The organism is Kitasatospora sp. NPDC028055, from assembly GCF_040637885.1.
In the GTDB taxonomy this organism is placed as follows: domain Bacteria; phylum Actinomycetota; class Actinomycetes; order Streptomycetales; family Streptomycetaceae; genus Kitasatospora.
On the sequence record NZ_JBEZXE010000002.1, the window covers coordinates 107,578 to 131,257 of the forward strand.

Annotated in this window: 17 protein-coding genes; 10 read left to right on the forward strand and 7 right to left on the reverse strand. The window is 73.3% G+C overall.

The window, feature by feature from the left end:
• Positions 1-118 precede the first annotated feature (118 nt).
• Positions 119-1,339: a cation:proton antiporter gene (locus tag AB0F71_RS04440; protein WP_360227989.1), complete on the forward strand. Its 1,221-nt coding sequence runs from the start codon at positions 119-121 to the stop codon at positions 1,337-1,339.
• A 28-nt stretch (positions 1,340-1,367) separates the two neighbouring features.
• Here AB0F71_RS04440 and AB0F71_RS04445 read toward each other — a convergent pair whose 3' ends face one another.
• The gene (locus AB0F71_RS04445; RefSeq protein ID WP_360227992.1) at positions 1,368-3,251 is read right to left on the reverse strand and encodes a regulator; all 1,884 of its coding nucleotides are present in this window, start codon (positions 3,249-3,251) and stop codon (positions 1,368-1,370) included.
• Between the two features lie 310 nt (positions 3,252-3,561).
• Here AB0F71_RS04445 and AB0F71_RS04450 point away from each other — a divergent pair, with 310 nt between their 5' ends.
• From AB0F71_RS04450 to AB0F71_RS04480, 7 genes are all read left to right on the forward strand, one after another.
• A complete protein-coding gene (locus tag AB0F71_RS04450) occupies positions 3,562-4,323 on the forward strand; it encodes a 3-hydroxybutyrate dehydrogenase (protein WP_360227995.1) in 762 nt (253 codons plus the stop codon).
• A gap of 138 nt (positions 4,324-4,461) precedes the next feature.
• Positions 4,462-5,820, forward strand: coding sequence for an MFS transporter (locus AB0F71_RS04455; protein WP_360227998.1), 1,359 nt, complete (start codon positions 4,462-4,464; stop codon positions 5,818-5,820).
• 81 nt (positions 5,821-5,901) lie between these two features.
• Entirely contained in the window at positions 5,902-7,929 is a 2,028-nt protein-coding gene (locus AB0F71_RS04460) for a GAF domain-containing protein (protein ID WP_360228001.1), read from the forward strand.
• A 68-nt stretch (positions 7,930-7,997) separates the two neighbouring features.
• A complete protein-coding gene (gene lipB / locus AB0F71_RS04465; RefSeq protein WP_360228004.1) occupies positions 7,998-8,807 on the forward strand; it encodes a lipoyl(octanoyl) transferase LipB in 810 nt (269 codons plus the stop codon).
• Between the two features lie 154 nt (positions 8,808-8,961).
• A complete protein-coding gene (gene lipA / locus AB0F71_RS04470) occupies positions 8,962-9,915 on the forward strand; it encodes a lipoyl synthase (protein WP_350504590.1) in 954 nt (317 codons plus the stop codon).
• 236 nt (positions 9,916-10,151) lie between these two features.
• On the forward strand, positions 10,152-10,355 hold the full coding sequence (locus tag AB0F71_RS04475) for a hypothetical protein (RefSeq protein ID WP_360228007.1): 204 nt from the start codon (positions 10,152-10,154) through the stop codon (positions 10,353-10,355).
• A gap of 133 nt (positions 10,356-10,488) precedes the next feature.
• Positions 10,489-11,178: a DUF4191 domain-containing protein gene (locus AB0F71_RS04480; RefSeq protein ID WP_360228010.1), complete on the forward strand. Its 690-nt coding sequence runs from the start codon at positions 10,489-10,491 to the stop codon at positions 11,176-11,178.
• Between the two features lie 147 nt (positions 11,179-11,325).
• Here the strand turns inward: AB0F71_RS04480 and AB0F71_RS04485 are convergent, their stop codons facing one another.
• Entirely contained in the window at positions 11,326-11,793 is a 468-nt protein-coding gene (locus tag AB0F71_RS04485) for an RDD family protein (protein WP_360228012.1), read from the reverse strand.
• A gap of 319 nt (positions 11,794-12,112) precedes the next feature.
• Between AB0F71_RS04485 and glnA the strand changes: the two genes are divergently transcribed.
• Positions 12,113-13,525: a type I glutamate--ammonia ligase gene (gene glnA / locus AB0F71_RS04490; protein WP_360228015.1), complete on the forward strand. Its 1,413-nt coding sequence runs from the start codon at positions 12,113-12,115 to the stop codon at positions 13,523-13,525.
• Between the two features lie 291 nt (positions 13,526-13,816).
• Positions 13,817-15,460 (forward strand): translation initiation factor 2, encoded by a 1,644-nt coding sequence (locus tag AB0F71_RS04495; protein ID WP_360228018.1) that lies wholly within the window; start codon positions 13,817-13,819, stop codon positions 15,458-15,460.
• Between the two features lie 15 nt (positions 15,461-15,475).
• Here AB0F71_RS04495 and AB0F71_RS04500 read toward each other — a convergent pair whose 3' ends face one another.
• From AB0F71_RS04500 to AB0F71_RS04520, 5 genes are all read right to left on the reverse strand, one after another.
• Positions 15,476-17,548 (reverse strand): NB-ARC domain-containing protein, encoded by a 2,073-nt coding sequence (locus AB0F71_RS04500; protein ID WP_360228021.1) that lies wholly within the window; start codon positions 17,546-17,548, stop codon positions 15,476-15,478.
• 65 nt (positions 17,549-17,613) lie between these two features.
• Positions 17,614-18,678 carry a class I SAM-dependent methyltransferase gene (locus tag AB0F71_RS04505; protein ID WP_360228024.1) on the reverse strand — a complete coding sequence of 355 codons (1,065 nt, stop codon included), beginning with the start codon at positions 18,676-18,678 and terminating at the stop codon, positions 17,614-17,616.
• A 279-nt stretch (positions 18,679-18,957) separates the two neighbouring features.
• Positions 18,958-19,719 (reverse strand): class I SAM-dependent methyltransferase, encoded by a 762-nt coding sequence (locus tag AB0F71_RS04510; RefSeq protein WP_360228952.1) that lies wholly within the window; start codon positions 19,717-19,719, stop codon positions 18,958-18,960.
• 217 nt (positions 19,720-19,936) lie between these two features.
• The gene (locus AB0F71_RS04515; RefSeq protein WP_360228027.1) at positions 19,937-20,953 is read right to left on the reverse strand and encodes a phosphotransferase; all 1,017 of its coding nucleotides are present in this window, start codon (positions 20,951-20,953) and stop codon (positions 19,937-19,939) included.
• Positions 20,950-23,472 carry a hypothetical protein gene (locus tag AB0F71_RS04520; RefSeq protein WP_360228030.1) on the reverse strand — a complete coding sequence of 841 codons (2,523 nt, stop codon included), beginning with the start codon at positions 23,470-23,472 and terminating at the stop codon, positions 20,950-20,952. Before AB0F71_RS04520 ends, AB0F71_RS04515 begins: the two co-directional genes overlap by 4 nt.
• Between the last annotated feature and the right edge of the window lie 208 nt (positions 23,473-23,680).

A 23,680-nucleotide genomic window follows, 5' to 3' on the forward strand; every position in this document is an offset into this window, starting at 1 on the left:
CCGGGGTGACAGACCGACGGCGTGCCAGGATGCCCGGCATGACCGTTCTGACCGCTCATCGGATGGCTCGGGCGGCCCGCGCCGTCCGAGCGACCGCCGTCGCCCGGCCGGCCGCCCGGTGAGCACCTCCGCCCACCCGGTGACGCTGATCCTGATCCCCGCCGCAGCCGTCACCGCGCCGCTGCTCGCCGACCGGCTGCTGCGCTGGATCGCCGTGCCGACCGTGGTGTTCGAGATCGTGCTCGGCGTCCTGATCGGCCCGGACGTCCTGGACTGGGCGCACGTCGACGACCTGGTGAAGGCGCTGTCCCAGTTCGGCCTGGCCATGCTGATGTTCCTCGCCGGGTACGAGATCGACTTCGCCAAGCTGCGCGGCGGCCCGTTGAAGCGGGCGGGCACCGCGTGGCTGGTCTCGCTCGTACTGGCCCTCGGCATCGGCGCCCTGGTCAACCGGGACCCGTGGGACGGCGCCTTCGCCGGGCTGGTGCTCACCACCACCGCGCTCGGCACGATCCTGCCGATCCTCCGCGACTCCGGCGAACTGCCCACTCCCTTCGGCTCGTTGGTGATGGCCACCGGTGCGGTCGGGGAGTTCGGCCCGATCATCGCGATCGCCGTGCTGCTCAGCGGCAACTCCCCCGCCCGGACCGCGGTCATCCTCGGCGCCTTCGCGGTGATCACCGCCGTCGCCGTGCTCGGCGCCCGCCGGCCGCGCCCGGCCTGGGCCACCCGGCTGATCGAGCGGACCCTGCGCACCTCCGGGCAGTTCGCGATCCGGGCGGTGATCCTGGTGCTGGCCGTCATGGTCGCGGCCGCGCTCTGGCTCGACCTGGACATGCTGCTCGGCGCCTTCACCGCCGGGATCGTCTCCCGGCTGTTGCTCTCCGACATCCGCCGGGCCGAGGAGGAGGTGATCGAGGCCAAGCTGGAGAGCATCGGCTTCGGCTTCCTGGTGCCGATCTTCTTCGTGGTCAGCGGGATGAACTTCGACCTGAACGCGCTGCTGGACGACCCCGGCACGCTGCTGCTCGTCCCGGTGTTCCTGCTGCTGTTCCTCGCCGTACGCGGTCTGCCGGCCGGGCTGCTCGCCCCGGGCGGGCTGGGCGGGCGGGACCGTGCGGCGCTCGGGCTGTACGCGTCGACGGCGCTGCCGCTGGTCGTGGTGATCACCACGATCGAGGTGGAGGCCGGGCACCTGCCCTCCTCGACGGCGGCGGCGCTGGTCGGCGCCGGGATGCTGTCGGTCCTGGTGTTCCCGCTGGCGGCGCAGCGGGTGCGGGGCGGGCGGCAGGCGCCGGCCGACGCCGAGCGGCCGAGGGTCCGGGCCGAGAGCTGGTGAGCTCCCGGCCCTCGCACGGCCGGTTCCGTCAGATCACGCCCGCCTGGCGGGCCGTCTCCTCGAAGGCCCGGGCCACCTGGCTGCCCCGGTACGGGGTGAGGCGGCGGTGGAAGTCCCGGACGTACTCCAGCGAGCGGGCCGAGCGCATCTCCCCCGCCGCGCGCAGCGCGTCGGTGGCCATGGTGCAGGCCTCGTCGAGGTCCCCCATGCCGAGCCGGGCGGTGGCCAGCACCAGCCGGCAGAAGATCCGGCTGCGCGCGTAGGCGGGCGAGCGCAGCCGCAGCGACTTCTCGGCGTGCTGCGCGGAGGTGCGCCACTGCTGGAGGTCGCGGTAGCAGTGGGCGAACTCGTCGGAGAGCTGGGCCTCGTCGAAGTACCGCGCCCAGGAGGGCAGTTCGTCGCCGGTACGGGAGGCCGCGAGTGAACGTTCGGCCCGGACCAGCGCGGTGGTGCAGGAGCGGACGTCGCCCAGCAGGCCGTGGCCCCGGGCCTCGGCGGCGTGCATCAGCGACTGGACCACCGGCGGGACGGCGGTGCCGACGCCCTGCTGGGCGACCCGGGCGAGCTGGACGGCCTCCCGGCCGTGGCCCAGGTGGACGGCCTGCTGGCTCATCGTCACCAGCACGTAGCCGCCGAGCGCGCGGTCCCCGGCGGCCTGGGAGAGGCGCAGCGCCTGGACGAAGTAGCGCTGGGCGAGGCCGTGCGCGGCGATGTCGAAGGACGTCCAGCCGGCCAGCCTGGTGAGGTCGGCGACAGCTCCGAACAGGGCGCGGCCGATCTGCTCGCCGTAGCGGCCGCGCAGCATCGGCTCGGCCTCGCTCTCCAGGTAGCGGACCAGCGCCTGGCGGGCGTGGCCGCCGCCGTAGGCGTGGTCGAGCGCGCGGAAGAGGTCGCCGACGGCGCGGATGGCGGCGATGTCGCCGCGGCCGACCCGCAGGGCGGGGCGGGCCTCCCGGGTCGGGTCGGTGTACGGCGGTTCGACGGCGGCGGGCGGGCGGCGGCTCTGGGTGGGCACCCGGCCGATGGTGGCGGCGGTGCCGGTGGTTCCGGCGGTGCTGCGCACGCCCGGGGCGCCGGTGGGCTGGGTGCGCGCCGGGCTCGCGGCGGGTGCGCCGGGCGCGCTCGACGCGGGCGCGCCGGGGGCGGCGCCGGGCGGACCGGTGGCGGTGTCCGGGCGGGTCAGCGTGGAGCCGTCCCGGGCGACCCGCTCGTCGGTGCGGCCGATCAGCCAGTCCCGGCTGGGGACGACCAGGCCGGCCGGGGTGAAGGCGATCCGGCGCAGTTCGGACTGCGGGCCGTTGTCCTTGCGCCACATGCTCGCCACGATGTCCACCGCCTCCTGCGGGGTCTCGGCGAACTCCAGGCCCGCGTAGACCGGGGCGCAGGCGTCCAGGCCGAGGTCCTGGGCGGTGAGGCGGCGGCCGAGGCGGCGGGTGAAGACCTCGGCGATCAGCGCCGGGGTGGCGCCGCGGGGTTGCTGGCCGCGCAGCCAGCGGGTGACCGAGGTCTTGTCGTAGCGCAGGTCGAGGCCGTGCTCCAGGCCGAGCTGGTCGACCCGGCGGGCCAGGCCCGCGTGCGAGAAGCCGGCCTCCTCGATCAGGGCGGCGAGTTGGCCGTTCTGCGGCGTCGGGCCGGAGTGGCCGGTGTGGCTGCCGTGGCCGCTGGTGGTCGCGGGGGCGGGCGCGGCGGTGGCTTCGTGCCGGGCGGGTGTGGCCTGCGCGGGCAGTCGCAGTTCCTCGGCGGTCGGGGCGTCGGCGGCCATCGGGTCAGCGGTCAGCGGATCAGCGGTCAGCGTGTCGGCGGTCAGGGCGTCGGGCGCGTCCGGAAGGGCCCGGCCGACCGGGCCTCGGCGCTGGCCGAGCGGGTCGAGCGGTCCGTACGCCGGGCTGTCGGTTGCAGGCCGTTGGGACATGTCAGTCAACACCTCTCGGACGTCGCACCGGGCTCCACCAGCAGTTCGGCTCGCCCGGGGCGGCGCCCCCTGTCGGGAATCGGCGTGAATGTAGCGAGCATTCGGGCGCTATGGGTGGATCTGACCGACCAATCCTCCGAACGGGTGAAGCAAGCGCGCCCATTGTGGGGAAGCGAAGCCAGGATGGGTTTGGCCGTACGGGGGCGAACCGTCAACCGGCGTCGGTGGTGGTCGATGCCATGACACAGCGGGATGCTGTGTCGGTCCGCCACATGGGAGCGGCGCCGCCGGATTCCTACCGTTCTCGGTCATGGACACCTCTACTGCCCGCCCGCTCGACGGCCGCACGGCCCTGGTCACCGGGGCCGCCTCGGGCATCGGCCGGGCCTGCGCCGAAGCCCTCGCCGGGGCCGGCGCCCGGGTCTACGTCGTCGACCTCGCGGCCACCCCGGCCCGGGAGCTCGCGGACCGGATCGGCGGGCGGGCGATCGTCGCCGACCTGGCCGATCCCGCGGCCGTGGACGCCCTGCCCGCGGACGCCGACGTCGTGGTCAACAACGCCGGCCTCCAACACGTCGCCCCCGTCCACGAGTTCCCGGTCGAACGCTTCACCCTCATCCAACGCGTCATGGTCGAGGCCCCGTTCCGGATCCTGCGCCGCACCCTCCCGCACATGTACGAGCGGGGGTGGGGCCGGATCGTCAACGTCTCCTCCGTCCACGGCCTGCGCGCCAGCGCCTTCAAGTCCGCGTACGTCACGGCCAAGCACGCCCTGGAGGGCCTCAGCAAGACCGTCGCCCTGGAGGGCGCCCCGTACGGGGTCACCAGCAACTGCCTCAACCCCGGGTACGTCCGGACCCCCCTGGTTGAGCAGCAGATCGCCGCCCAGGCACTGGCCCACGGCATCCCCGAGGAGGAGGTGGTCGAGCGGATCATGCTCGACCGGACCGCCGTCAAGCGGCTCATCGAACCCGAGGAGGTCGCCCAACTCGCCCTCTGGCTCTGCTCCCCTGCCGCCGCCTACATCACCGGTGCCAGCCTGCCGATCGACGGCGGCTGGACGGCGCACTAGGGCGTGCTCGACCGTCGTGGAGTGACCGGCCACCGGGGGCCGGCGGGCTGTGTGGGTCGCCCACATAGGCCGCCGAGCGTGGGCTCCCTACCTTGTGGCGACACCGTCCCCGTCCCCCTGCACCTGGAAGTGGTGACCATGAACGCCCCCGCACGAGCTTCGGCGGCTACCACCAGTTCACTCCCGCGAGTGGTGGCCGCGAGTCTGATCGGCACGACGATCGAGTGGTACGACTACTTCTTGTACGGAACGGCCGCGGCGCTGGTGTTCGGGAAGCTGTTCTTCCCGAACACCGACCCGCTGACCGGGACGCTGCTGTCGTTCCTGACCTACGCGATCGGGTTCGCGGCCCGGCCGGTCGGAGCGCTGGTGTTCGGTCACTTCGGCGACCGGGTGGGCCGGAAGAGACTGCTGGTGGTGAGCCTGCTGCTGATGGGCGGGTCGACCACGGCGATCGGGCTGCTGCCGACGTACGACTCGGTCGGGGTGGCGGCGCCGGTGCTGCTGACCGCGCTGCGGCTGGTGCAGGGCTTCGCGCTCGGCGGCGAGTGGGGCGGGGCGGTGCTGCTGGTGTCGGAGCACGGGGACCGGCGGCGGCGGGGGTTCTGGGCGTCGTGGCCGCAGGGCGGGGCGCCGGCCGGGAACCTGCTGGCGGCGGGCGTGCTGTCGCTGATGACGGCGGTGCAGTCGGAGAGCGCGTTCCTGGCGTGGGGGTGGCGGGTGCCGTTCCTGCTGTCGGCGGTGCTGGTCGGCGTCGGGCTGTGGATCCGGCTGGCCGTGGAGGAGTCGCCGCTGTTCCGGCAGGCGGTCGCGAACCGGCCCGAGACCGAACAGGCGCCGCTGGTCGGGGTGTTGAAGCACCACTGGCGGGAGGTGCTGGTGGCCATGGGCGCACGGATGGCGGAGAACATCTCGTACTACGTGATGACCACCTTCGTCCTGGCCTACGCCGTCACCCACGCGCACTTCGACAAGCAGAGCGCGCTGAACGCCGTACTGATCGGCTCCGCGATCCAGTTCGCGCTGATCCCGCTGTTCGGGGCGCTGTCCGACCGGGTCGGGCGCAGGCCGGTGTACCTGGTGGGCGCGGCCGGGGTCGGGGCCTGGGCGTTCGTGTTCTTCGGGCTGGTGGACACTCGCTCGTTCGGGCAGCTGGTCGTCGCGGTGACGGTCGGCCTGGTGTTCCACAGCGCGATGTACGCCCCGCAGGCGGCCTTCTTCTCCGAGCTGTTCGCGACCCGGCTGCGCTACTCCGGGGCCTCGATCGGCGCCCAGTTCGCCTCGGTGGCGGCCGGTGCGCCGGCACCGCTGATCGCGACCGCGCTGCTCAAGGACTACGGCAGCGCCACCCCCGTCTCGGTGTACGTGGCGATCGCGGCGGCGGTCACCGTGCTGGCGGTGCTGTGCGGGCGGGAGACCAGGGGGCAGGACCTGGCGGAGGTCGCGGAGGAGCCGTCGACGGACGGTACGACGGTCGGAAAGCCCGCCGTGGCCTGAACGTCGAGCCGATAGCATCGCGATTCCTCGGCACCGACGGACCCGACGCCGATTGGCGGCCCGCACCATGAACCACCCCGGATGAACCGGCCCGACGAGAGCGCCGCGCCCGCGCTGCGACGGCTGCTCGACCTGCTCGCCTCCGGCTCCGCCACCGAGGACTTCGCCGAGGTGCTGGCCGACGCCCGCCGCCGCGGGGCGCCGGCCGGCGTCCTCGCCGAGATCGACGAAGCCACCTGGCAGGCCCTGCGGGTGCACCGCACCCTGCGCCAACACCGGCGCCGGGAAGCCGAGTTGACGGCGCTGTTCGACACCGCCGGGGACCTCGCCGCCTCCCGGGACCTGGACACCGTGCTGCAGGCCATCGTCCGCCGGGCCCGGATGCTGCTCGGCACCGACACCGCGTACCTGACCCTGCCGGACGAGGCCGCCGGCGACACCTACATGCGAGTCACCGACGGCTCGGTCTCCGTCCTGTTCCAGACCCTGCGACTCAGCCTCGGCGACGGCCTGGGCGGGCTGGTCGCCCAGACCGCCCGCCCCTACGCCACCCCCGACTACCGCACCGACGGGCGCTTCCGCCACACCGGCACGATCGACGCGGGCGTGCTGGACGAGGGCCTGGTGGCGATCATCGGCGTACCGCTGCTGCTCGGCGGCGAGGTCATCGGCGTCCTGTTCGCCGCCGACCGCTCGCCGCGCGCCTTCTCCCCCGACGAGGTCGCGCTGCTCTGCACCCTGGCCGCGCACGCCGCGATCGCCCTGGACACCGCCGGAGCGCTGGCCGACACCCGGGCCGCGCTGGCCGAACTCAACGCCGCCAACGAGCTGGTCCGGGCCCACTCCGCCGCCGTCCAGCGCGCCGAGCAGGCCCACGACCGGCTGACCGACCTGGTGCTGCGCGGCGCCGAGGTGTCGGACGTGGCCGCCGCCGTCGCCCACCTGCTGGGCGGCGAGACGACCGTCCTGGACGCCGAGGACGAGCCACTGGCCGGACCGCCCGCCACCGCGGCCGAACTCGCCGACGCGGTGGCCGCCTCCCGGGCCGAGGGCCGGTCCGTACGGCACCACGGGCTCTGGGTGTGCGCGGTGCTGGCCGGGCACGACGTGCTCGGCACCCTGGTGCTGCGCGGCCGGCCCGACCTGGACGACCCCGACCGGCGGCTGTTCGAACGGGCCGGCGTGGTGACCGCGCTGGCCCTGCTGCTGCGCCGCTCGGTCGCGGAGACCGAGAACCGGATCCGCGGCGAACTGCTCACCGACCTGCTCACCGCCCCCGACCGCGACCCGGCCGGGCTCACCGCCCGCGGCCGTCGGCTCGGGGTCGACCTCGCCCGGCCGCACCTGGCGCTGGCCGCCGAACCCGCCGACCGCGACGGCGGCGACCGGGGGCGGCTAGCCGGCGCGGCCCGGCGGTACCTGTTCGGCTCCCGCGGCCTCAGCGCCGAGCACGGCGAGGCGGTCGCGCTGCTGGTGCCCGTCGCCCCGGGCCGCGCCGAGGACCCGGAGGAGACCGCCCGGCGGGCCGCCGAACGGCTGGCCCGGCTGGCGGGCTTCGCCGTCACCGTCGGCGCCGGGCGCCCCGCCGCCGGGCCGGTCGCCCTGGCCGCCTCGTACGCCGAGGGCCTGCGCTGCGTACGGGCCCTGCGGGTGCTCGGCCGCGCCGGGGAGGGCGCCTCGGCCGGTGCGCTCGGCTTCCTCGGGGTGCTGCTCGGCGACGGCCACGACGTGGACGGCTTCGTCGGCGCCACGCTCGGCCCGCTGCTCGCCTACGACGCCCGGCGCGGCACCGAGCTGGTCCGCACCCTGCGCGCCTACTTCGACTGCGGCGGCAGCCTGACCAGGGCCAAGGACGAGCTGCACGTCCACGTGAACACGGTGGTCCAGCGGCTGGACCGGGTCGAGGCACTGCTGGGCGGGGACTGGAACCGGCCGGAGCGGTCGCTGGAGCTGCAACTGGCGCTGCGCCTGCAACTGCTGGCCGGGGGCGGGGCGGGGTCCGGATCGGGACCGGGGCCGGGGGCGGCATCGGGGGCGGGGGCGGCATCGGGATCGGGATCGGGGGCGGGATCGGGGAGGGCTGACGGAGAGGCGGGACGGGACGGCTGAACGGGTGACGCGGGCGTGGGCGTACAGTGGCGAGGTTGGTCTCGAACGCCTGGCAAGGAGCGGCAGCGGTGAGCGAGAACGTACGTTTCGTCCGAATGGGCATAGGCGAGCACGTCGTCCCGTACGAGGAGGCGTGGGAGGAACAGCAGCGACTGCACGCGCTGCGGGTCGCGGACGAGATCCCCGACACCGTGCTGCTGCTGGAGCACCCGCCCGTCTACACCATGGGCAAGCGCACCAACCCCGCCGACCTGCCGCTGGACGGCACCCCGGTGGTCGAGGTCAACCGGGGCGGCGAGATCACCTGGCACGGCCCCGGCCAGCTGGTCGGCTACCCGATCATCAAGCTGCCCGACCCGATCGACGTGATCGCCTACGTCCGCCGACTGGAGGAGGCGCTGATCCGCGCCGCCGCCGACTTCGGCGTCGGGACCACCCGGGTCGAGGGCCGCAGCGGGGTCTGGGTGCTCGGCGAGAACCTCCCGGACGCCGTGGTGGACCCGGCCGAGGTGGTCGACATCGGCAAGCTGACCCTGCGGATGGGCCTGCCGCTGGGCATCGACCCGCGGCTGGCCGGGCCCGAGTACGCGCCGTCCAACGCCGGGCAGCGCGGCGGCGACCGCAAGCTCGCCGCGATCGGCGTGCGGGTCGCCCGCGGGGTGACCATGCACGGCTTCGCGCTCAACTGCGATCCGGAGATGACGTACTTCGACAAGATCGTGCCGTGCGGCATCCGGGACGCGGGCGTCGCCTCGCTGGCCGGCGAGCTGGGCCGGGACTTCCCGGTGAGCGAGGCGCTGCCGTCGGTCGAACGGCACCTCAAGGACGTCTTCGCCGAGCTGCCGGAGCCCGCGCTCAGTCGCTCGCTCAGCGGCTGAAGTCTTCCCGGAGCACGCTGGAATCCCGCCAGCCACTGGGAATCTACTGGCCGGTAGCCGTGTTGCCCTGCGATTGCAGGGCGGCAGGCCCGACGAAGGCCGCACAACCACAGGCGTACCCTGGGGGTACCCCGTCTAGTTCTAGGAGTCGCACGTGTCCGCTGTCGCGCCCGACGGCAGGAAGCTGCTCCGCCTGGAGGTCCGCAACAGCGAGACCCCCATCGAGCGGAAGCCCGAGTGGATCAAGACCCGCGCGAAGATGGGGCCGGAGTACAACGCCCTCCAGTCGCTGGTGAAGAAGGAGGGACTGCACACGGTCTGCCAGGAGGCCGGCTGTCCCAACATCTTCGAGTGCTGGGAGGACCGCGAGGCGACCTTCCTCATCGGCGGTGACCAGTGCACCCGCCGCTGCGACTTCTGCCAGATCGACACCGGCAAGCCCGCCGAGTTCGACCGCGACGAGCCCCGCCGGGTCGCCGAGTCCATCGTCACCATGGACCTCAACTACGCCACCATCACCGGCGTCGCCCGCGACGACCTGGAGGACGGCGGCGCCTGGCTGTACGCCGAGACCGTCCGCCAGGTGCACGCGATGACCGCCGAGCGCGCGGCCGGCCGCACCGGCGTCGAGCTGCTCATCCCCGACTTCAACGCGGTGCCCGAGCAGCTGGCCGAGGTCTTCTCCTCGCGCCCCGAGGTGCTCGCCCACAACGTCGAGACCGTGCCGCGCATCTTCAAGCGGATCCGCCCGGCCTTCCGCTACGAGCGCTCCCTGGACGTCATCACCCAGGCCCGCGCCGCCGGACTGGTCACCAAGTCCAACCTGATCCTGGGCATGGGCGAGACCCGCGAGGAGGTCAGCCAGGCGCTGGCCGACCTGGTCGGGGCCGGCTGCGAGCTGATCACCATCACCCAGTACCTGCGGCCCTCGCTGCGCCACCACCCGGTGGAGCGCTGGGTCAAGCCCCAGGAGTTCGTCGAGCTCCAGGAGGAGGCCGAGGAGCTGGGCTTCGCCGGTGTCATGTCGGGCCCGCTGGTGCGCTCCTCGTACCGGGCCGGGCGGCTGTACCGGCAGGCGCTGGAGAAGCGCGAGCAGGCTGCGGTCTGACCTGGCCGTCGGTCCCGGGGGCCGTTCGAGCCGTTCGGGCTGTTCGGGCTGTTCGGGTCCATTGAGCTGTTGAACTGTTGAGCTGTTTGAGCCATTGGAAGGGCGGAGCCGCGGCTCCGCCCTTCCGGGTTTCATCACGCTTTGACCGCCTGGTCACGGGCTGGTAACACGGGGTGGGGACGATGGACGCCTGGTGGGCGTTCGATTCTTCTCAGCCACGAGAGGAGCTGTTCGGCATGCGGATGCGGATCCGGTCGGTGGGGGCGGCGCTGCGGTTCGCCGAGAGCGTCCTGCTGGCCCCCGGCCAGCAGCACGCCCGGCGCAACGCCTGGGCGGCGGTGTGCGAGGACCGGCGGCACGCGGCGGACCGCCGGCACGACGGCCCGGTCGGGACGGTCGGGGCGGTCGGCCCGACGGGGGCGCGCGGCGCGGGACGGTGAGGTCCGCCGTCGCCGTGCGCGACGAGACCGGCCGTCGCTGTGCGCGACGGTGTGCGGGCGGACGGGTCACGGTTCGGGCGAACGGGTACCCGGGCTTGGATATCCCGTACCCGTGCCACGTACCATGAGCGTTATGGCGAGGGAAACATCCGAGAACCCCGGACGGCTGAAGCAGATCCGTCTGGCGTACACCATGACCAAGAAGGTCGACACCAAGATCGGCCTGATCATCGCCGGCGTCGGCCTGCTGACCTTCGGCGTGTTCCTCGCCATCGGCTTCGCGATCGACCACCCCATCTATCTGGGCATCCTGGGCTTCATCGTGGCCGTCCTGGCCATGGCGATCGTCTTCGGGCGCCGGGCCGAACGCGCCGCGTTCGGGCAGATGGAGGGGCAGCCGGGCGCCGTAGCTGCGGTGCTGAACAACATCCGGCGCGGCTGGAGTTCCAACTCCACCCCGGTCGCGGTCACCCGCAACCAGGACGCGGTCTACCGCGCCGTCGGCCGGGCCGGTATCGCGCTGATCGGCGAGGGCAACCCCAACCGGGTGCGCCAGCTGCTGGCCTCCGAGAAGAAGAAGATGGCACGCGTGGTCGGTGACATCCCGGTGCACGACATCGTGGTGGGCACCGGCGAGGGCGAGGTCCCGCTCAAGAAGCTGCAGATCCACCTGATGCGCCTGCCCCGTGCGATCACCGCCGCCCAGGTCACCGAGACCAACGACCGGCTGCGCGCGCTGGGCGACCTGCTGTCCAAGGCGCCGATCCCCAAGGGCCCGATGCCCAAGGGTGCCCGGATGCCCAAGGGCGGCCAGGTCCGCTGACCCTCCCCCTCCGCTGACAACACTGAACGGCCCCGCCCCGGAAGCTCCGGGGCGGGGCCGTTCGACGTTTTCGGGTTCCTGGGCTCCGGACTGGCTCCGGTGTGCGCCGCGGCGGGGCCGGTGCGGGGCCGTTGGGGCCGGGCTCCGCTAGATCCGGACCTCGACCGTGCCGACGGCCTTGTCGTGCAGGCCCCGGGTGTCGCGGTCCCAGACCAGCGGCGGCACCACCAGGCACAGCAGCACGGTGCGCAGCAGGACCTGCGGGATGGTGGCGCGGCGCCCGTCCAGGCGGATCACCCGGAGGCCGAACAGCCGCTTGCCGAGGGTCGTGCCGGTGGTGGAGAGCAGCAGGACCGCGACCAGGAAGAAGAGCGGGAGGGTCCACAGGTTGGCCTCGGCCGTGTCGCCCTTGGCGAGCAGGCCGAAGGCGATCAGCGAGACCAGCCAGCCGTCCACGAACAGGGCACCGATCCGTCGGCCGGGGCCGGCGATCGAGCCGGGGCCCTCCTTGGGCAGTCCGAGGCGCTCGCCGCGGTAGCCGAAGTCGGCACCCATCTTCTCGGCGGCCGCCTTGGGGCCGTCGATCCACGATCCCAACGCTTCTCTGGTGTCCACGAATCCACACTAACCGGGCTCACGCCGCGGACCGGCACCGGCTCCCCTCCCGGCGGGGCGCGGCTCCGGGCCCGGGACGCCCTCAGACCGGGCCGGGACCGGGTTGGCTCCACGACCGGGTGAATCCCGCTCACCAGGCTTACCTGTGGTCCAGACCATTTCTCAGAGGACCCCCAGCTCCACGGGGCGATTTGCCCCGTCCCGTAGGCCTTTGCCGCCCATTCGGCGGTCGCGGTTAACATCTAGGAAACGAGCGGGTCACCGGCTGGAAACGACCCATTCCTAGGGTGAGCCCCAATTCGCGAGCCGAGGAGGATGGATGTTCAACAACGCCGCCGAAGTGAAGCAGTTCATCCAGGACAACGACGTGAAATTCGTCGATGTCCGCTTCTGTGATCTGCCTGGCGTCATGCAGCACTTCTCCGTACCCGCGGCGACCTTCGATCCGTCCGAGACCCTGATGTTCGACGGTTCGTCGATCCGCGGCTTCCAGGCCATCCACGAGTCCGACATGGCCCTGGTCCCGGACCTCGCCACCGCACGCCTCGACCCCTTCCGGGCCGAGAAGCACCTCAACATCAACTTCTTCATCCAGGACCCGGTCACCGGCGAGGCCTACAGCCGCGACCCGCGCAACGTCGCCAAGAAGGCCGAGGCCTACCTCGCCTCCTCCGGCATCGCCGACACCGCGTTCTTCGGGCCCGAGGCCGAGTTCTACGTCTTCGACTCGGTGCGCTTCGACACCAGCGCCAACGCGTCCTTCTACCACATCGACTCGGAGGCCGGCGCCTGGAACACCGGCGCCGCCGAGGGCGACGTGCGCGGCTACAAGGTCAAGTACAAGGGCGGCTACTTCCCCACCCCGCCGGTCGACCACTTCGCCGACCTGCGCGCCGAGATGTCCCTGGAGCTGGCCAAGTCCGGCCTGCAGGTCGAGCGCCAGCACCACGAGGTCGGCACCGCCGGCCAGGCGGAGATCAACTACAAGTTCAACACCCTGCTGCACGCGGCCGACGACCTGATGCTGTTCAAGTACATCATCAAGAACGTCGCCTGGCGGAACGGCAAGACGGCCACCTTCATGCCGAAGCCGATCTTCGGCGACAACGGCTCGGGCATGCACGTCCACCAGTCGCTGTGGACCGACGGCTCCCCGCTCTTCTACGACGAGCAGGGCTACGCCGGGCTCTCCGACACCGCCCGCTACTACATCGGCGGCCTGCTCCGGCACGCCCCCTCGCTGCTGGCCTTCACCAACCCGTCGGTGAACTCCTACCACCGCCTGGTCCCCGGCTTCGAGGCACCCGTCAACCTGGTCTACTCCCAGCGCAACCGCTCGGCCGCGATCCGCATCCCGATCACCGGCTCCAACGCCAAGGCCAAGCGCATCGAGTTCCGCGCCCCGGACCCGTCCTCCAACCCGTACCTGGCCTTCTCCGCCATGCTGATGGCCGGCCTCGACGGCATCCGCAACAAGATCGAGCCGCTGGAGCCGGTCGACAAGGACCTCTACGAGCTCGCCCCCGAGGAGCACGCCAACGTCCCCCAGGTACCCTCCTCCCTCCCCGCCGTCCTGGAGGCCCTCGAGGCCGACCACGAGTACCTCCTGGCCGGCAACGTCTTCACCCCGGACCTGATCGAGACCTGGATCGACTTCAAGCGCACCAACGAGATCGCCCCGATCGCCCTCCGGCCCCACCCGCACGAGTTCGAGCTGTACTACGACCTCTAAACAGGTCCTCACGGGCCGCCATCGGGGTCGTCACGTTCCTCACGGAGCGTGGCGACCCCTTTCCCTTGCACCGGGCAGGGCGGGAATGAGGATGCCTCGATCGATACGATCGGGACATGCCACACGAGGCCCACCGAGTCGAGTCCGCCACTCCTCCGCACTCTTGTGTCGGATCCTTTCAAACTGACACAATGGAAGGTTTTCAGGCAGCGGGCAGCGGGCAGCGGGCAGCGGGCAGCGGGCAGCGGGCAGCGGGCAGCGGGCAGCGGGCAGCGGGCGGTCCTGGTCCCGGTGCGGTCCGCGGGGGCGCTCCACCGGCTCCTGGACGTGCTGCCGGTGTTCCTCGGGGATCCGCGCATCAGCATCCGCTTCACGCTCGCCCCGGGTTCCGACTTCGGGGTCGAGGCCCTCGCCGCACTCGACCGGTCCGGTGCCCGGACCGTGCCGTGGGAGGAAGCCCTCCGCACCGACCACGACCTGGTGCTGGCCGCGAGCCCCAAGGGTGAGCTGCGCAAACTCGCCGGCCCCCGGGTCCTGCTCCCGCACGGGGCCGGTTTCAACAAGGCCGTCCGCAACGACGGTTCACCGGGCGTGCCGTCGGGCATGGATCCCGCCTACCTGCTGCCGGGCGGCACCCCCTGGGCCGACCTGCACGCCCTCGCCCACGACGACCAGGTCGCCCTGCTGACCCAGCACTGCCCTCCCCTGGCGGCCCGGGCCAGCGTGGTCGGGGATCCCACCCTCGACCGGCTCCTGGCCTCCACCGGCCACCGCGCGCACTACCGCGACGCCCTGGGGACGGGACCGCGACAGCTGGTCGTGCTCACCTCCACCTGGGGGCCGGAATCCCTCCTGTCCCAACGCCCCGGCCTGCCCGGCGAACTCGTCGCCCTGCTGCCCCAGGACGCCTTCCAGGTCGCCCTGGTCCTGCATCCGAACGAGTACAGCCGGACCGGCGCGTTCGACCTGTCCCGCCGGCTGGCCCCGGCCCTGGCCGCGGGGCTGGTGCTGTCCCGGCCGTACGAGGAGTGGGCCGCGCTCCTGGTCGCGGCGGACACCGTCGTCACTGATCACGGATCAACCGCCCTGTACGCGGCCGCACTCGGACGTCCGGTCGTGAACGCGTACGACGGCGGCGAGGAGTTGCTCCCCGGGAGCCCCATGGCGCGACTGCTCGCCCTGGCTCCCCGGCTCGCCGAGGCTCGGCAACTGGAGGAGCTCCTTCCGGAGGCCGCCGGGACGGACCCGCGTCCCGTCGCCGAGGCCGCCTTCGCGCGGCAGGGCGAGGCCCTGCCGCGACTGCAGCGAAGCCTCTACCGGATGCTCGGCCTGGACCCCGTCGCCGCGGCTCCGGAAGCCCGGGCCTTCCCCGCCCCGGACGATGTGAACCACCGTCCGGCGGCCCACGCCGTCCGAACGGAGCTGGACGGCCTCCGGATCAGCGTGGAGCGCTTCCCCCCGCAGACCCCGCGCACGGTGCACCACCTCGCGGCCGAGCATCCGAAGGCCGGGCCGCGAGCGGTGCAGAGCGCGGCCGTGCTGTGGCGGTGGGCCCGGACGGCCACCGCGGCGGGCCCGGCCGAGCCGCGACGGGCCTCCACCACCTGGACGGCGGCCGGCTGGACGGCCGACGTCCTGGAGGAGGCGCCGCTCTGCCGTACGGCCGCCGCGGTCCTGTCCGCCGAGCGGTGCCTCCTCAGGCACCGCGCGCACGGGCTCTTCAGCATCCGGGTGGAGCCGCACCGGGCCGGGGGCCGGATGTCACGCATCGATCCGGTGGCGGCGGTCTCGGCGGTACACGCCTGGCTCAGTGCCGCAACGCCCGCCGCCGTCGCGTCCGCCGTCCCGGTCGTCCTCACCTGCGGAGCGGGGCCGCTCACCGTACGCGTCCAGGTGTGCCCTCCCGCCCCCGAGGACCTCGACCACGAACTCTGATAACCCGACCGGCCCTCAGCCGCCGTCCCGGAGCTGCCGGGCGGCAGCCCGGTGCTGCTCGGCCTCGGCGAGGTCGCCCCGAGCCTCCGCGAGGGCCGCCAGTTCCTCCAGCACCCGGACCTCGTCGGTACCCGAGCGCCGCTCGCGGGCCCCGTCCAAGGCGGCCCGGACCAAGGCCTCCGCCTCCTCAGTGCGCCCCGACAGCCGCAACGCCCGCCCGAGTTCGAAGCCCGACCGCGAAGTCATCCGGCCGCGTTCCTGGTCCCGCGCCATGCGATGGCTCTGCTCCAGCAACCGGACCGCGCCGTCGAGGTCCCCAGCCGCCAGGGCGGTCCGGCCGAGCAGGTAGGTCTGCAGGAGCACCCCGTACTTGTTCTTGATCTCCGCGTGCACGGCCCGGGACGCCTCGAAGTCGGCGGCGGCCCCGCTCAGGTCACCGTTCGAGGACTTGAGCAGACCGCTGAACTCCACGACCGACGCCTGCAGTCTGCGCTCCTCCGTCCGGTCGGGAAGCACTCCGTCCAACAGCAGCGAGGCCTGCCGCGCGTGATCGACGAGCCGGGCTGCCTCCTCGTGGCACCCCTGCTCCCACAGCGGTCGGGCCAGCTGGCACCGCATCCGGACCATGGCCGGAAGGTACTCGGCCTGATCCGCGGCGGCGACCCCGAGCCGGAAGGCGTCGATCACGTCCGCGTAGTGCGGATGATCGAGGAAGTGGGTCCACAGCGGTTCGCAGAGTGCCCAGGCGTCCTCGTGGAGTCCGTCCTCGACCGCGGTCCGCACGCACCCGAACAGGGCGAGCCGCGCCGACTCCAGCCACCGGTAGGCCGCCGCCGCGTCCGGGAAGTCGACGTCGGCCGCCTCCGGGCCGACCGGGTCCACCGGCGGCGCGAAGGTCATCCGCCGGCCGGCCGCCGTGAGGTCCGCGCGGGCCGCCTGCCTCCGGTACCACCTGACGACGGACGACCGGGCGGCCGCCCCGGCCGTACCGTCCGGATCGCTCTGCCGGGCCCGGCGTTCGGCGTGGCCGCGCAGGAGGTCGTGCATGCGGTAGCCGTCCAGCCGGTACTCCAGCAGGCCGGCGGCCTCCAGTTCCTCCAGCGCGTCGGCGGCCCGGCCGGGGGCCACGCCGAGCAGGGCGGCCGCCGGCAACTCCCCGAGGGCGGGGCCGGGATGCTGCGGCAGCAACCGGTAGAGCCGCGCGGCGGCCGGCGCCAGCCCTTCGTACGCGGCGTCCCAGACGGCCTCGACCATGGGAATCCCCTTCCCGTGCAGCTCGGCGGTCAGCTCCTCGACCAGCCGGGACAGGCTCCGGCGGCGGTACTTGCGCACCCACTGCCCGGCCACCTGCAACGCGGCGGGAAGGCCTCCGCAGCCCCGGGCCAGTTCCGCGGCGGCCTCCGGCTCGGCCTGCAGCCGCGGGTCATCCACGATGTTCCCGAGCAGCCGGACCGCGTCGTCCAGGGACAACGGGCCGACGGCCACCTCCACCGCGGCCGTCCCGTCGAGGTCGTACAGCGGCGAATGGCTCGCGAGGATCACCAGGCTCCGGCCCGAGGCCGGCAGGAACGCCCGGACCTCGCTGCCGAACCGCGCGTTGTCGACGAGGACGACGAGCCGTTTGTCCCGGGTCCGCGACCAGTACTGCTTCGAACGTCCGGCGGCGCTGCGCTCCAGCCGCTCGGGCGGAACCCCCAGCGCCGTCAGCATGCCGCCGACGGCGTCCGCGACATCCACCACGCCCTCCCGGCGCAGGTCGTCGAGATCGACGTGCAGCACCCCGTCCGGGAAGCGGTCGGCGAACCGGCGCGCCAGCTGGTATCCGAGGGCCGTCTTGCCGATCCCACCGATCCCGGTCAGCGCCACGAGCAGCGGACCGGCGTCCTCGGTGTGCTCCGCCACGGCCCGGACGACGCGGTCCTGCTCGGCCAGCCGGTTCTCGAACGGCCCGGTCACCGGCGGCAGTTGGAACGGCACCGAGCTCTCGGGGCCGCCACCCTGCTGATGGAAGTGCAACTCCCCGATGCTCCTGGCCTGGACGACAGTCTCCGCCCGCCCGTCCACGCTGTTGCGCGTCTCCTCAGACATGGGACCAACACTAGGGCCCGCAGGGAAGGATGACGCCGCGGTGGAGGCGGCGGCGCGGGTTCGTCTCAGCGGCGCGCCACGTAGTAGACGTTGAGGATGTCGCCCTCGACCCGCTGGGTGTCGACCTGGCCGAAGCCGGCCTCGGCGAGCATCCGCAGAGCGGTCTGCTCGCCCCAGACGGTGCCCAGGGCCTCGCCGCCCTCGCTGAGCGAGACGCTCATGCAGTAGAAGGTCGAGAAGGTGTAGAGCGCGGGGCCGAGCGGGTGGTCGAGGTTCTCCTCCAGCCGGCTGGAGGCGGAGATGTCGCCCATCAGGAAGACGCCGTCGTCCTTCAGGGCGCCGGCGACGGCCGCGAGGGTGCGGGTGGGCCGGGCCAGGTCGTGGATGACGTCGAAGGCGGTGATCAGGTCGTAGGAGCCGGTCAGTTCGGCGCAGTCGCCGACCTGGAAGTCGGTGTTGGTCAGGCCGAGTTCGGCGGCTTCGGCGCGGGCGGCCGCGATGCCCTCCTCGGACAGGTCGAGCCCGTGGAAGCGGCTGGCGGGGAAGGCTCGGGCCAGGACGTTGACGGCGTGGCCCTGGCCGGTGCCGATGTCCAGCGCGTCGATGCCGGACCGCAGCCGCTCGGTGAGGCCGGGGACCAGCGCGACGATGCCGTCCACCAGGGCCAGGTCGTACACCTCCCTGGACTCCTCCGCCTGCAGGGCCTGGAAGCGCGGGTACGCCGAGTACGGCACCCCGGCCCCGGTGCGGAAGGCTTCCAGCACCCGCTGCTCGACCTCCCCGCACATGCCGACGTCCTGGGCGATCCGCGCCAGGTTGTCCGGCCCGGCCGCTCTGGTGAGCGCCGCGGCGTGCTCGGCCGGCAGGTGGTAGGTGGCCTGCTCGGGCTGGTAGTCGACGAAGCCGCCGACCACCATCGCGCCCAGCCACTCGCGGACGTAGCGCTCGTCCAGCCCGGCGGCCCGGGCGATCTCGGCACTGGTGGCCGGCGCCATGGTGGACATCGTGTCGAACAGCCCGCTCTCGTGGCCCAGACCGGTCATCAGGCACAGGCAGGCGTCGTTCAGCACCTGGACCATGCGGCCGCCGAACTCCTCCTGCTTCACCGCGTCCAGTTCTGCGACGGACATCGCTCCTCCTCTCGCCATCGGGCCGCGGCGAAGGGGACGAGACGTGCGGCCGACCACACTCGTGGCGACGGCTCGATGAGACGGCGACGGAATCTCTTCTCCTCTGCCCACGCTACGCCGCCCAGCGCGACTCGTCGCCGCGGCTCGGGGCGGCCCGACGGGCGCGCGGCTGCCCGACGGGCGCGCGGCTGCCGGACGATTCCCGCAGGTAGCCACGTGGCAGCGGTGTGTCAACGGGCGCCGCGGGCTCGTCGGCCTCGGCGCGGGCGGGTCCGGTGGTCAGGCCGCGGCGCGGAAGACGTACGCCGTCATCGGGGCCGTGACCGGCCCAGGGCCCAGACGGGCCGTCATCTCCTCGATGACGGCGGCCCGGACGGCCGTTCCGTCGCCGCGCTCCTCGACGGCCGCGCGCACCGGCGTCCCGGTGAGGTACCCGGTGGCGAGGTCCGCGGTCGACTCGGCCCGGCCCTGGAGCGTCAGCTCCTGCTCGTCCTCGACGGTGAACCCGGCCGTCACCAGATCGGCGGCCACGACGGCGGGGTCGGCGTAGCCGTGCGGAACCGTCGGGAAGAAGCGCGGCGGGTCGTGGGGGAAGGCCCGCTCCAGCCCGGCCTGCAGCGCGACCTGGAAGGCGTGCGTCCCGAGCGGGCCCCAGGTGTTGAACAGGAACCTGCCGCCCGGGGCCAGCACCCTGCGGGCCTCGGCGTAGGCCTCGACGCGGTCGGGGAAGAACATCACGCCGAACTGGCAGACCACCAGGTCGAAGCCGCCGTCCGGGAACGGCAGCCGCTGGGCGTCGGCCTGCCGCCACACCGCGCCCGGGGCCCGGGTCGACCCGAGCGCGACCATGGCCTCGTTCAGGTCGGTGGCCGTCACCTCGGCCGAGGGCGCCGCTGCGAGCAGGCCTGATGTCAACACGCCTGTGCCCGCGGCCAGTTCGAGGACTCTGCCCGGGTGGAGTGCCGCGGCCCGCGCGGCGAGGTCCTCGGCGAAGGGCCGGAAGACCACGGGCACCAGATACTTTTCGTAGGCCGCCGGCATGGACTCTGACCACCGCCGGTCGGCATCGATTTCTGTCACCCCGTGACGGTATCGCCACGTCGGGTGACCACCTCGGTGCCCCGCCCAGGCACCCCCGAACGACACCAGGACGCCGGGCGGGGGCGGGGGTGCCGGATCACGCTCCGGGCGGCGGTGATCGCGTGCGCGCGCCGCGGGACCGCCCCGGGCAGGTCCCCGGGGGAATCGCTACGGCCACTCAGGGCCGGGGGTGGGCGGCGTGCCAGGCGGCGACGGCGTCGTGGACGGCCCGGTCGGTGAGCGGTTCGTGGTGGCCCCAGTACGGCCTGGCGCGGTTCACCTTGCGGGCCAGCCGGGTGCAGAACGCATGCCGGCGGGCCCGGTCGTCCCAGTCGTCGGTCATCTCCCCGGTGTAGCGGACGGCGTCCACGACCGCCGACTTGATCCGCTCGTGGGCCAGGTAGCGGGGCAGGTCCTGCTGCCAGCCCGGGGCGCTCCGGCCGAAGTGCTCGGCCCAGCCCTCGACGACCTCCTTCTCCTCCTCCGGCAGGTAGGCCATCTTGTGGAGGTGGACGGCGAGCTCGTAGAGCGGGTCACCCCACAGGGCGAGCTCCCAGTCGAGGAAGACGGTCTGCCCGGAGCGCAGGAGCAGGTTCTTGCGGTGCAGGTCGGCGTGGACCAGGCCGAAGCAGCGGGGGCGCAGGCCGGCCCAGCCGTCCAGCGCCGGGCGCAGCGGGTCCGCCGGGAAGCCGAGCGCGGCGAACAGGTCGGCGTACTCGGCGGTGTACCGGTCGTGCACGCCTCGGGTCACGTCGGACAGCCGCCGGGCGAAGCCGGGGGTGTCCCCGCCCTGGGGCCAGTCGGCCGGGAGCCGCGGCAGGTCGTCCAGGGGCACCCGGGCGGCTTCCGCGAAGAAGCGCACGACGTCGGTGAGCACGTGCCGCGGTACGGGCGTGCCCCGCGGGGCGGTGTCCTCCAGCAGCTGCCCCTCGACGAACTCGTGGATCTGGAACCGCGGTTCGGCACTGGTGTGCACCACCTGCGGGACGTTGCGCACGTACCGGCCGGCGGCCGCCAGGACGGCGTCCTCGGGCCAGACGGCGAGGTCCATCGTGGCGGCGCCCGGGATCGGGATGCGGACCAGGACCGGCGCGCCGTCGACCGTGTCGACCCGCAGGTTGTGGTTGTAGTACCCGGAGGCGCCGTCGGTGGCCCGAAGTGCCGTGCGGTACAGGGTGATCGGATCGTTGCTCACGGGGTGCCCTCCACGAGTGCGAAGATGACGCGTGCCATGCGGTCCTCGACCGCGGCCAGCGAGTCGATGGGCTGGATCGCGGCGCGCGCCCGGGAGCGGGCGCGCTCGATCGCGTCGTCCGCCGTACCCAGCCGTTCGGTCAGCAGGCAGGCCGCGAGCACCAGGGTCGGATAGACCTCGGCGGTCTCCAACTCGGCGATCGCCCAGCGGGCCGAGCGGTCGGCGGCCGCGCCGTCGCCGCGTCGGGCGTGCAGGTGGGCGCGGAACAGTTCCGCGCGCGCCCGCCCCGAACGGTAGTGGGCCCGCTCCAGGTGGTGGCAGGCCGACTGCAGCGCGGCCGCCGCCTCCTCCGTGCGCCCGAGGTTGAGCAGGGCACCCGCCAGCGCGGTGTAGGCCTTGCCCAGCTCGTGCAGGGCGCCCATCCCCTGCTGCACCTCGATCGCCGCGGAGGCCTCCCGCACCCCGGCCCCGGGATCGGTGAGCGCCAGCAGCTCGGCGCGGTTGACCAGGATGTTGGCCGAGCCGACGAGGGAGCCGGCCCGCTGGTACTCGCGCTCGGCCTCGTGGAGGTGGCGGAGGGAGGCGTCCCAGTCGAAGGCGAACCGGTGGGCGAGGTGGCGGAGCCTGGCGACGTCGCCCCGCAGCTCCGCCGCGTCGTCCGGAGCATCGGCCTGGATGCGCGCAGCCAGCGAGTCGGCGTCCAGGAAGCGCCCCTGGCACATGTGCAGGTCGGCGGCCCACAGTCCGGCCGTCAGCCGCGTCGCGCCGTCGTGCTCGTCCCAGACCCGGCCGTACAGGCTCAGCGCCTCGGCCGTGCGCCCCGCGATCCGGCGCCCGTTGGCCGCCGCCACCGCCAGGCGGGCGCCGACGGTCGTGGCGAGGGGCCACGTCGCCTCGGGCGTCAGGTGGTTGGCCGTACTAGCGTCCCCCATCAGGACCGCGGCCTCGGTCTCCAGGCAGAGCGCCGTCTCGGACAGTTCGGGGTCGGCGGCCGGGCCGGCGGCCAGGTGGCCGCGCAGGTCCCGCAGGATGCCCTCCACCGTGGGCCGCCCACCGTGCCGTAGCGCGCGATCGGCGTGGTCCAGCACGTCCGGCCCGCTGAGCCGCTGCGCCCGCAGCCCGTGGTAGACGGCCTCCTGGAGCGCCCGGACGTTGCGTCGGGCGGCCTCCGGCCCGCCGACCGCCGTCTCCCCCTCGGTCCGCTGTGCCGGGACCGCGGCGACGCCCTTGGCGCCGTGGTGCTCCCAGTAGCCGAACAGGACGGTGTGGATCTCCCGTTGGGCCGCCGGGGAGAGGCGACCGCGCAGGGCCGCCAGCATCAGCTGGTGCAGACGGTGGAAGCCGTCCTCGGCGCGGTGGACGAACGAGTAGGAGGTCAGCGCCTCCCACACCAGGCGGTTGCCCGGCAGGTCGAAGCTCCGGGCCAGGTGCCGGAACAGCGGGTAGTCGAACTGCCGGGCGGCGGAGAGCACTTCGAGCAGTCGGATCTCGTCCGCGGCCACGTGCGCCAGGAAGCGCTGGAGGATCTCCTCGGCCGACACGGCGGTCCGGGCCGCCCGCCCGGCGGCCGCGGCGGGCTGCTGGGTGCGGGTGTCGATCGCCAGGTGGAGGTAGAAGGGGAGCCCCACGCTCGCCTCCGCGATGGCACTCCGCTCGGCGCCCTCGCCGATGCCCGAGTGCTCCAGCAGCTCCAGCCGGGCCTCCATCGGCAGGCCCGCGATCCGGTGCGAGCGGATGATCTGCGCCCAGGCCGGGTCGTAGGCGTTCCACCCGAGCGGCTCCCTGCTCGCCACCACGACCAGGCCGCGGTCGAGTTGGGCGATGAGGTCGCGCAGCCACGCGTCGGCGGACGCCACCCGCCCCGAGCGCACGGGGGTGGGGACGAGGGCCTCGAAGGCGTCCACGAAGACCACGTACGGCTTCGCCCGGCTGCCGTCCCGGAGCTCCTCCGCGAACAGGAAGGTCACGGCGTCGACCAGGTCCGCGTTGGACAGGCCGTCCAGGTGCTGCAGGGTCTCGTCCTGACGGATCGTCCGGCGCCGCCGACCGCTGCGCACCGCGAACTGGGTGAGCTTCACCAGGCCGACCGCGCTGCCGAAGACGGGCAGACCGGTCAGCTCGTCCACCACCTGGGTCAGGACCTCGCTCGCGTCGACGAACGGGAGGTCCTTGCGGTTGATCCGCAGATGCGGGTGGAGCCGCTGCCACAGCACCGCGTACGCGATGTCGAACCGGTCGAACTGCACGCCCTGGGAGCCCAGTTCGACCCGCAGCGCGGCGAGCGCGTCCTCCTGCTGGCGCATCACCGGGTTCTGCAGGTCCAGCAGGGCCGTACGGTGGCCGTCGGCGCACTGCGTCCGGAACTCGCGCAGCAGCCGCGACTTCCCGATGCCCCCGACCCCGGTCAGGTTCAGCACCCGGGGTTCCGGGTCCGCGTGGTCCGACTCCGTCCACTCCAGCTCCGACCGGAACGCCTCGAGTGCCGCCAGCCGGTCCACGAAGCGTCGTTGCTGCGCCACCGCACGCCGGAACCGCGGTTGAATGCCCACCCCTACCCCCGTCCACCCGTCCGGTGCCCGTACGCGGAGAAGCAGAACGTGCCGACCGGCACCCTCCGTCCTGTTGTACCAGCTCCCGACGCCCGGTTTGCCCCGATGGAGCGATGCGGTGAGGGCGGCGCCTTGCTGGAGAGGCGGTGGGCGGAAATGGGGTTGCGGGGGGCGGTTG

Bases quoted from the DNA above. Each gene is read 5' to 3' on its own strand.
- AB0F71_RS04445 (WP_360227992.1), bottom strand. From the start codon at position 3,251: ATGTCCCAACGGCCTGCAACCGACAGCCCGGCGTACGGACCGCTCGAC.
- AB0F71_RS04450 (WP_360227995.1), top strand. From the start codon at position 3,562: ATGGACACCTCTACTGCCCGCCCGCTCGACGGCCGCACGGCCCTGGTC.
- AB0F71_RS04455 (WP_360227998.1), top strand. From the start codon at position 4,462: ATGAACGCCCCCGCACGAGCTTCGGCGGCTACCACCAGTTCACTCCCG.
- AB0F71_RS04460 (WP_360228001.1), top strand. From the start codon at position 5,902: ATGAACCGGCCCGACGAGAGCGCCGCGCCCGCGCTGCGACGGCTGCTC.
- AB0F71_RS04475 (WP_360228007.1), top strand. From the start codon at position 10,152: ATGCGGATGCGGATCCGGTCGGTGGGGGCGGCGCTGCGGTTCGCCGAG.
- AB0F71_RS04480 (WP_360228010.1), top strand. From the start codon at position 10,489: ATGGCGAGGGAAACATCCGAGAACCCCGGACGGCTGAAGCAGATCCGT.
- glnA (WP_360228015.1), top strand. From the start codon at position 12,113: ATGTTCAACAACGCCGCCGAAGTGAAGCAGTTCATCCAGGACAACGAC.
- AB0F71_RS04500 (WP_360228021.1), bottom strand. From the start codon at position 17,548: ATGTCTGAGGAGACGCGCAACAGCGTGGACGGGCGGGCGGAGACTGTC.
- AB0F71_RS04505 (WP_360228024.1), bottom strand. From the start codon at position 18,678: ATGTCCGTCGCAGAACTGGACGCGGTGAAGCAGGAGGAGTTCGGCGGC.
- AB0F71_RS04510 (WP_360228952.1), bottom strand. From the start codon at position 19,719: ATGCCGGCGGCCTACGAAAAGTATCTGGTGCCCGTGGTCTTCCGGCCC.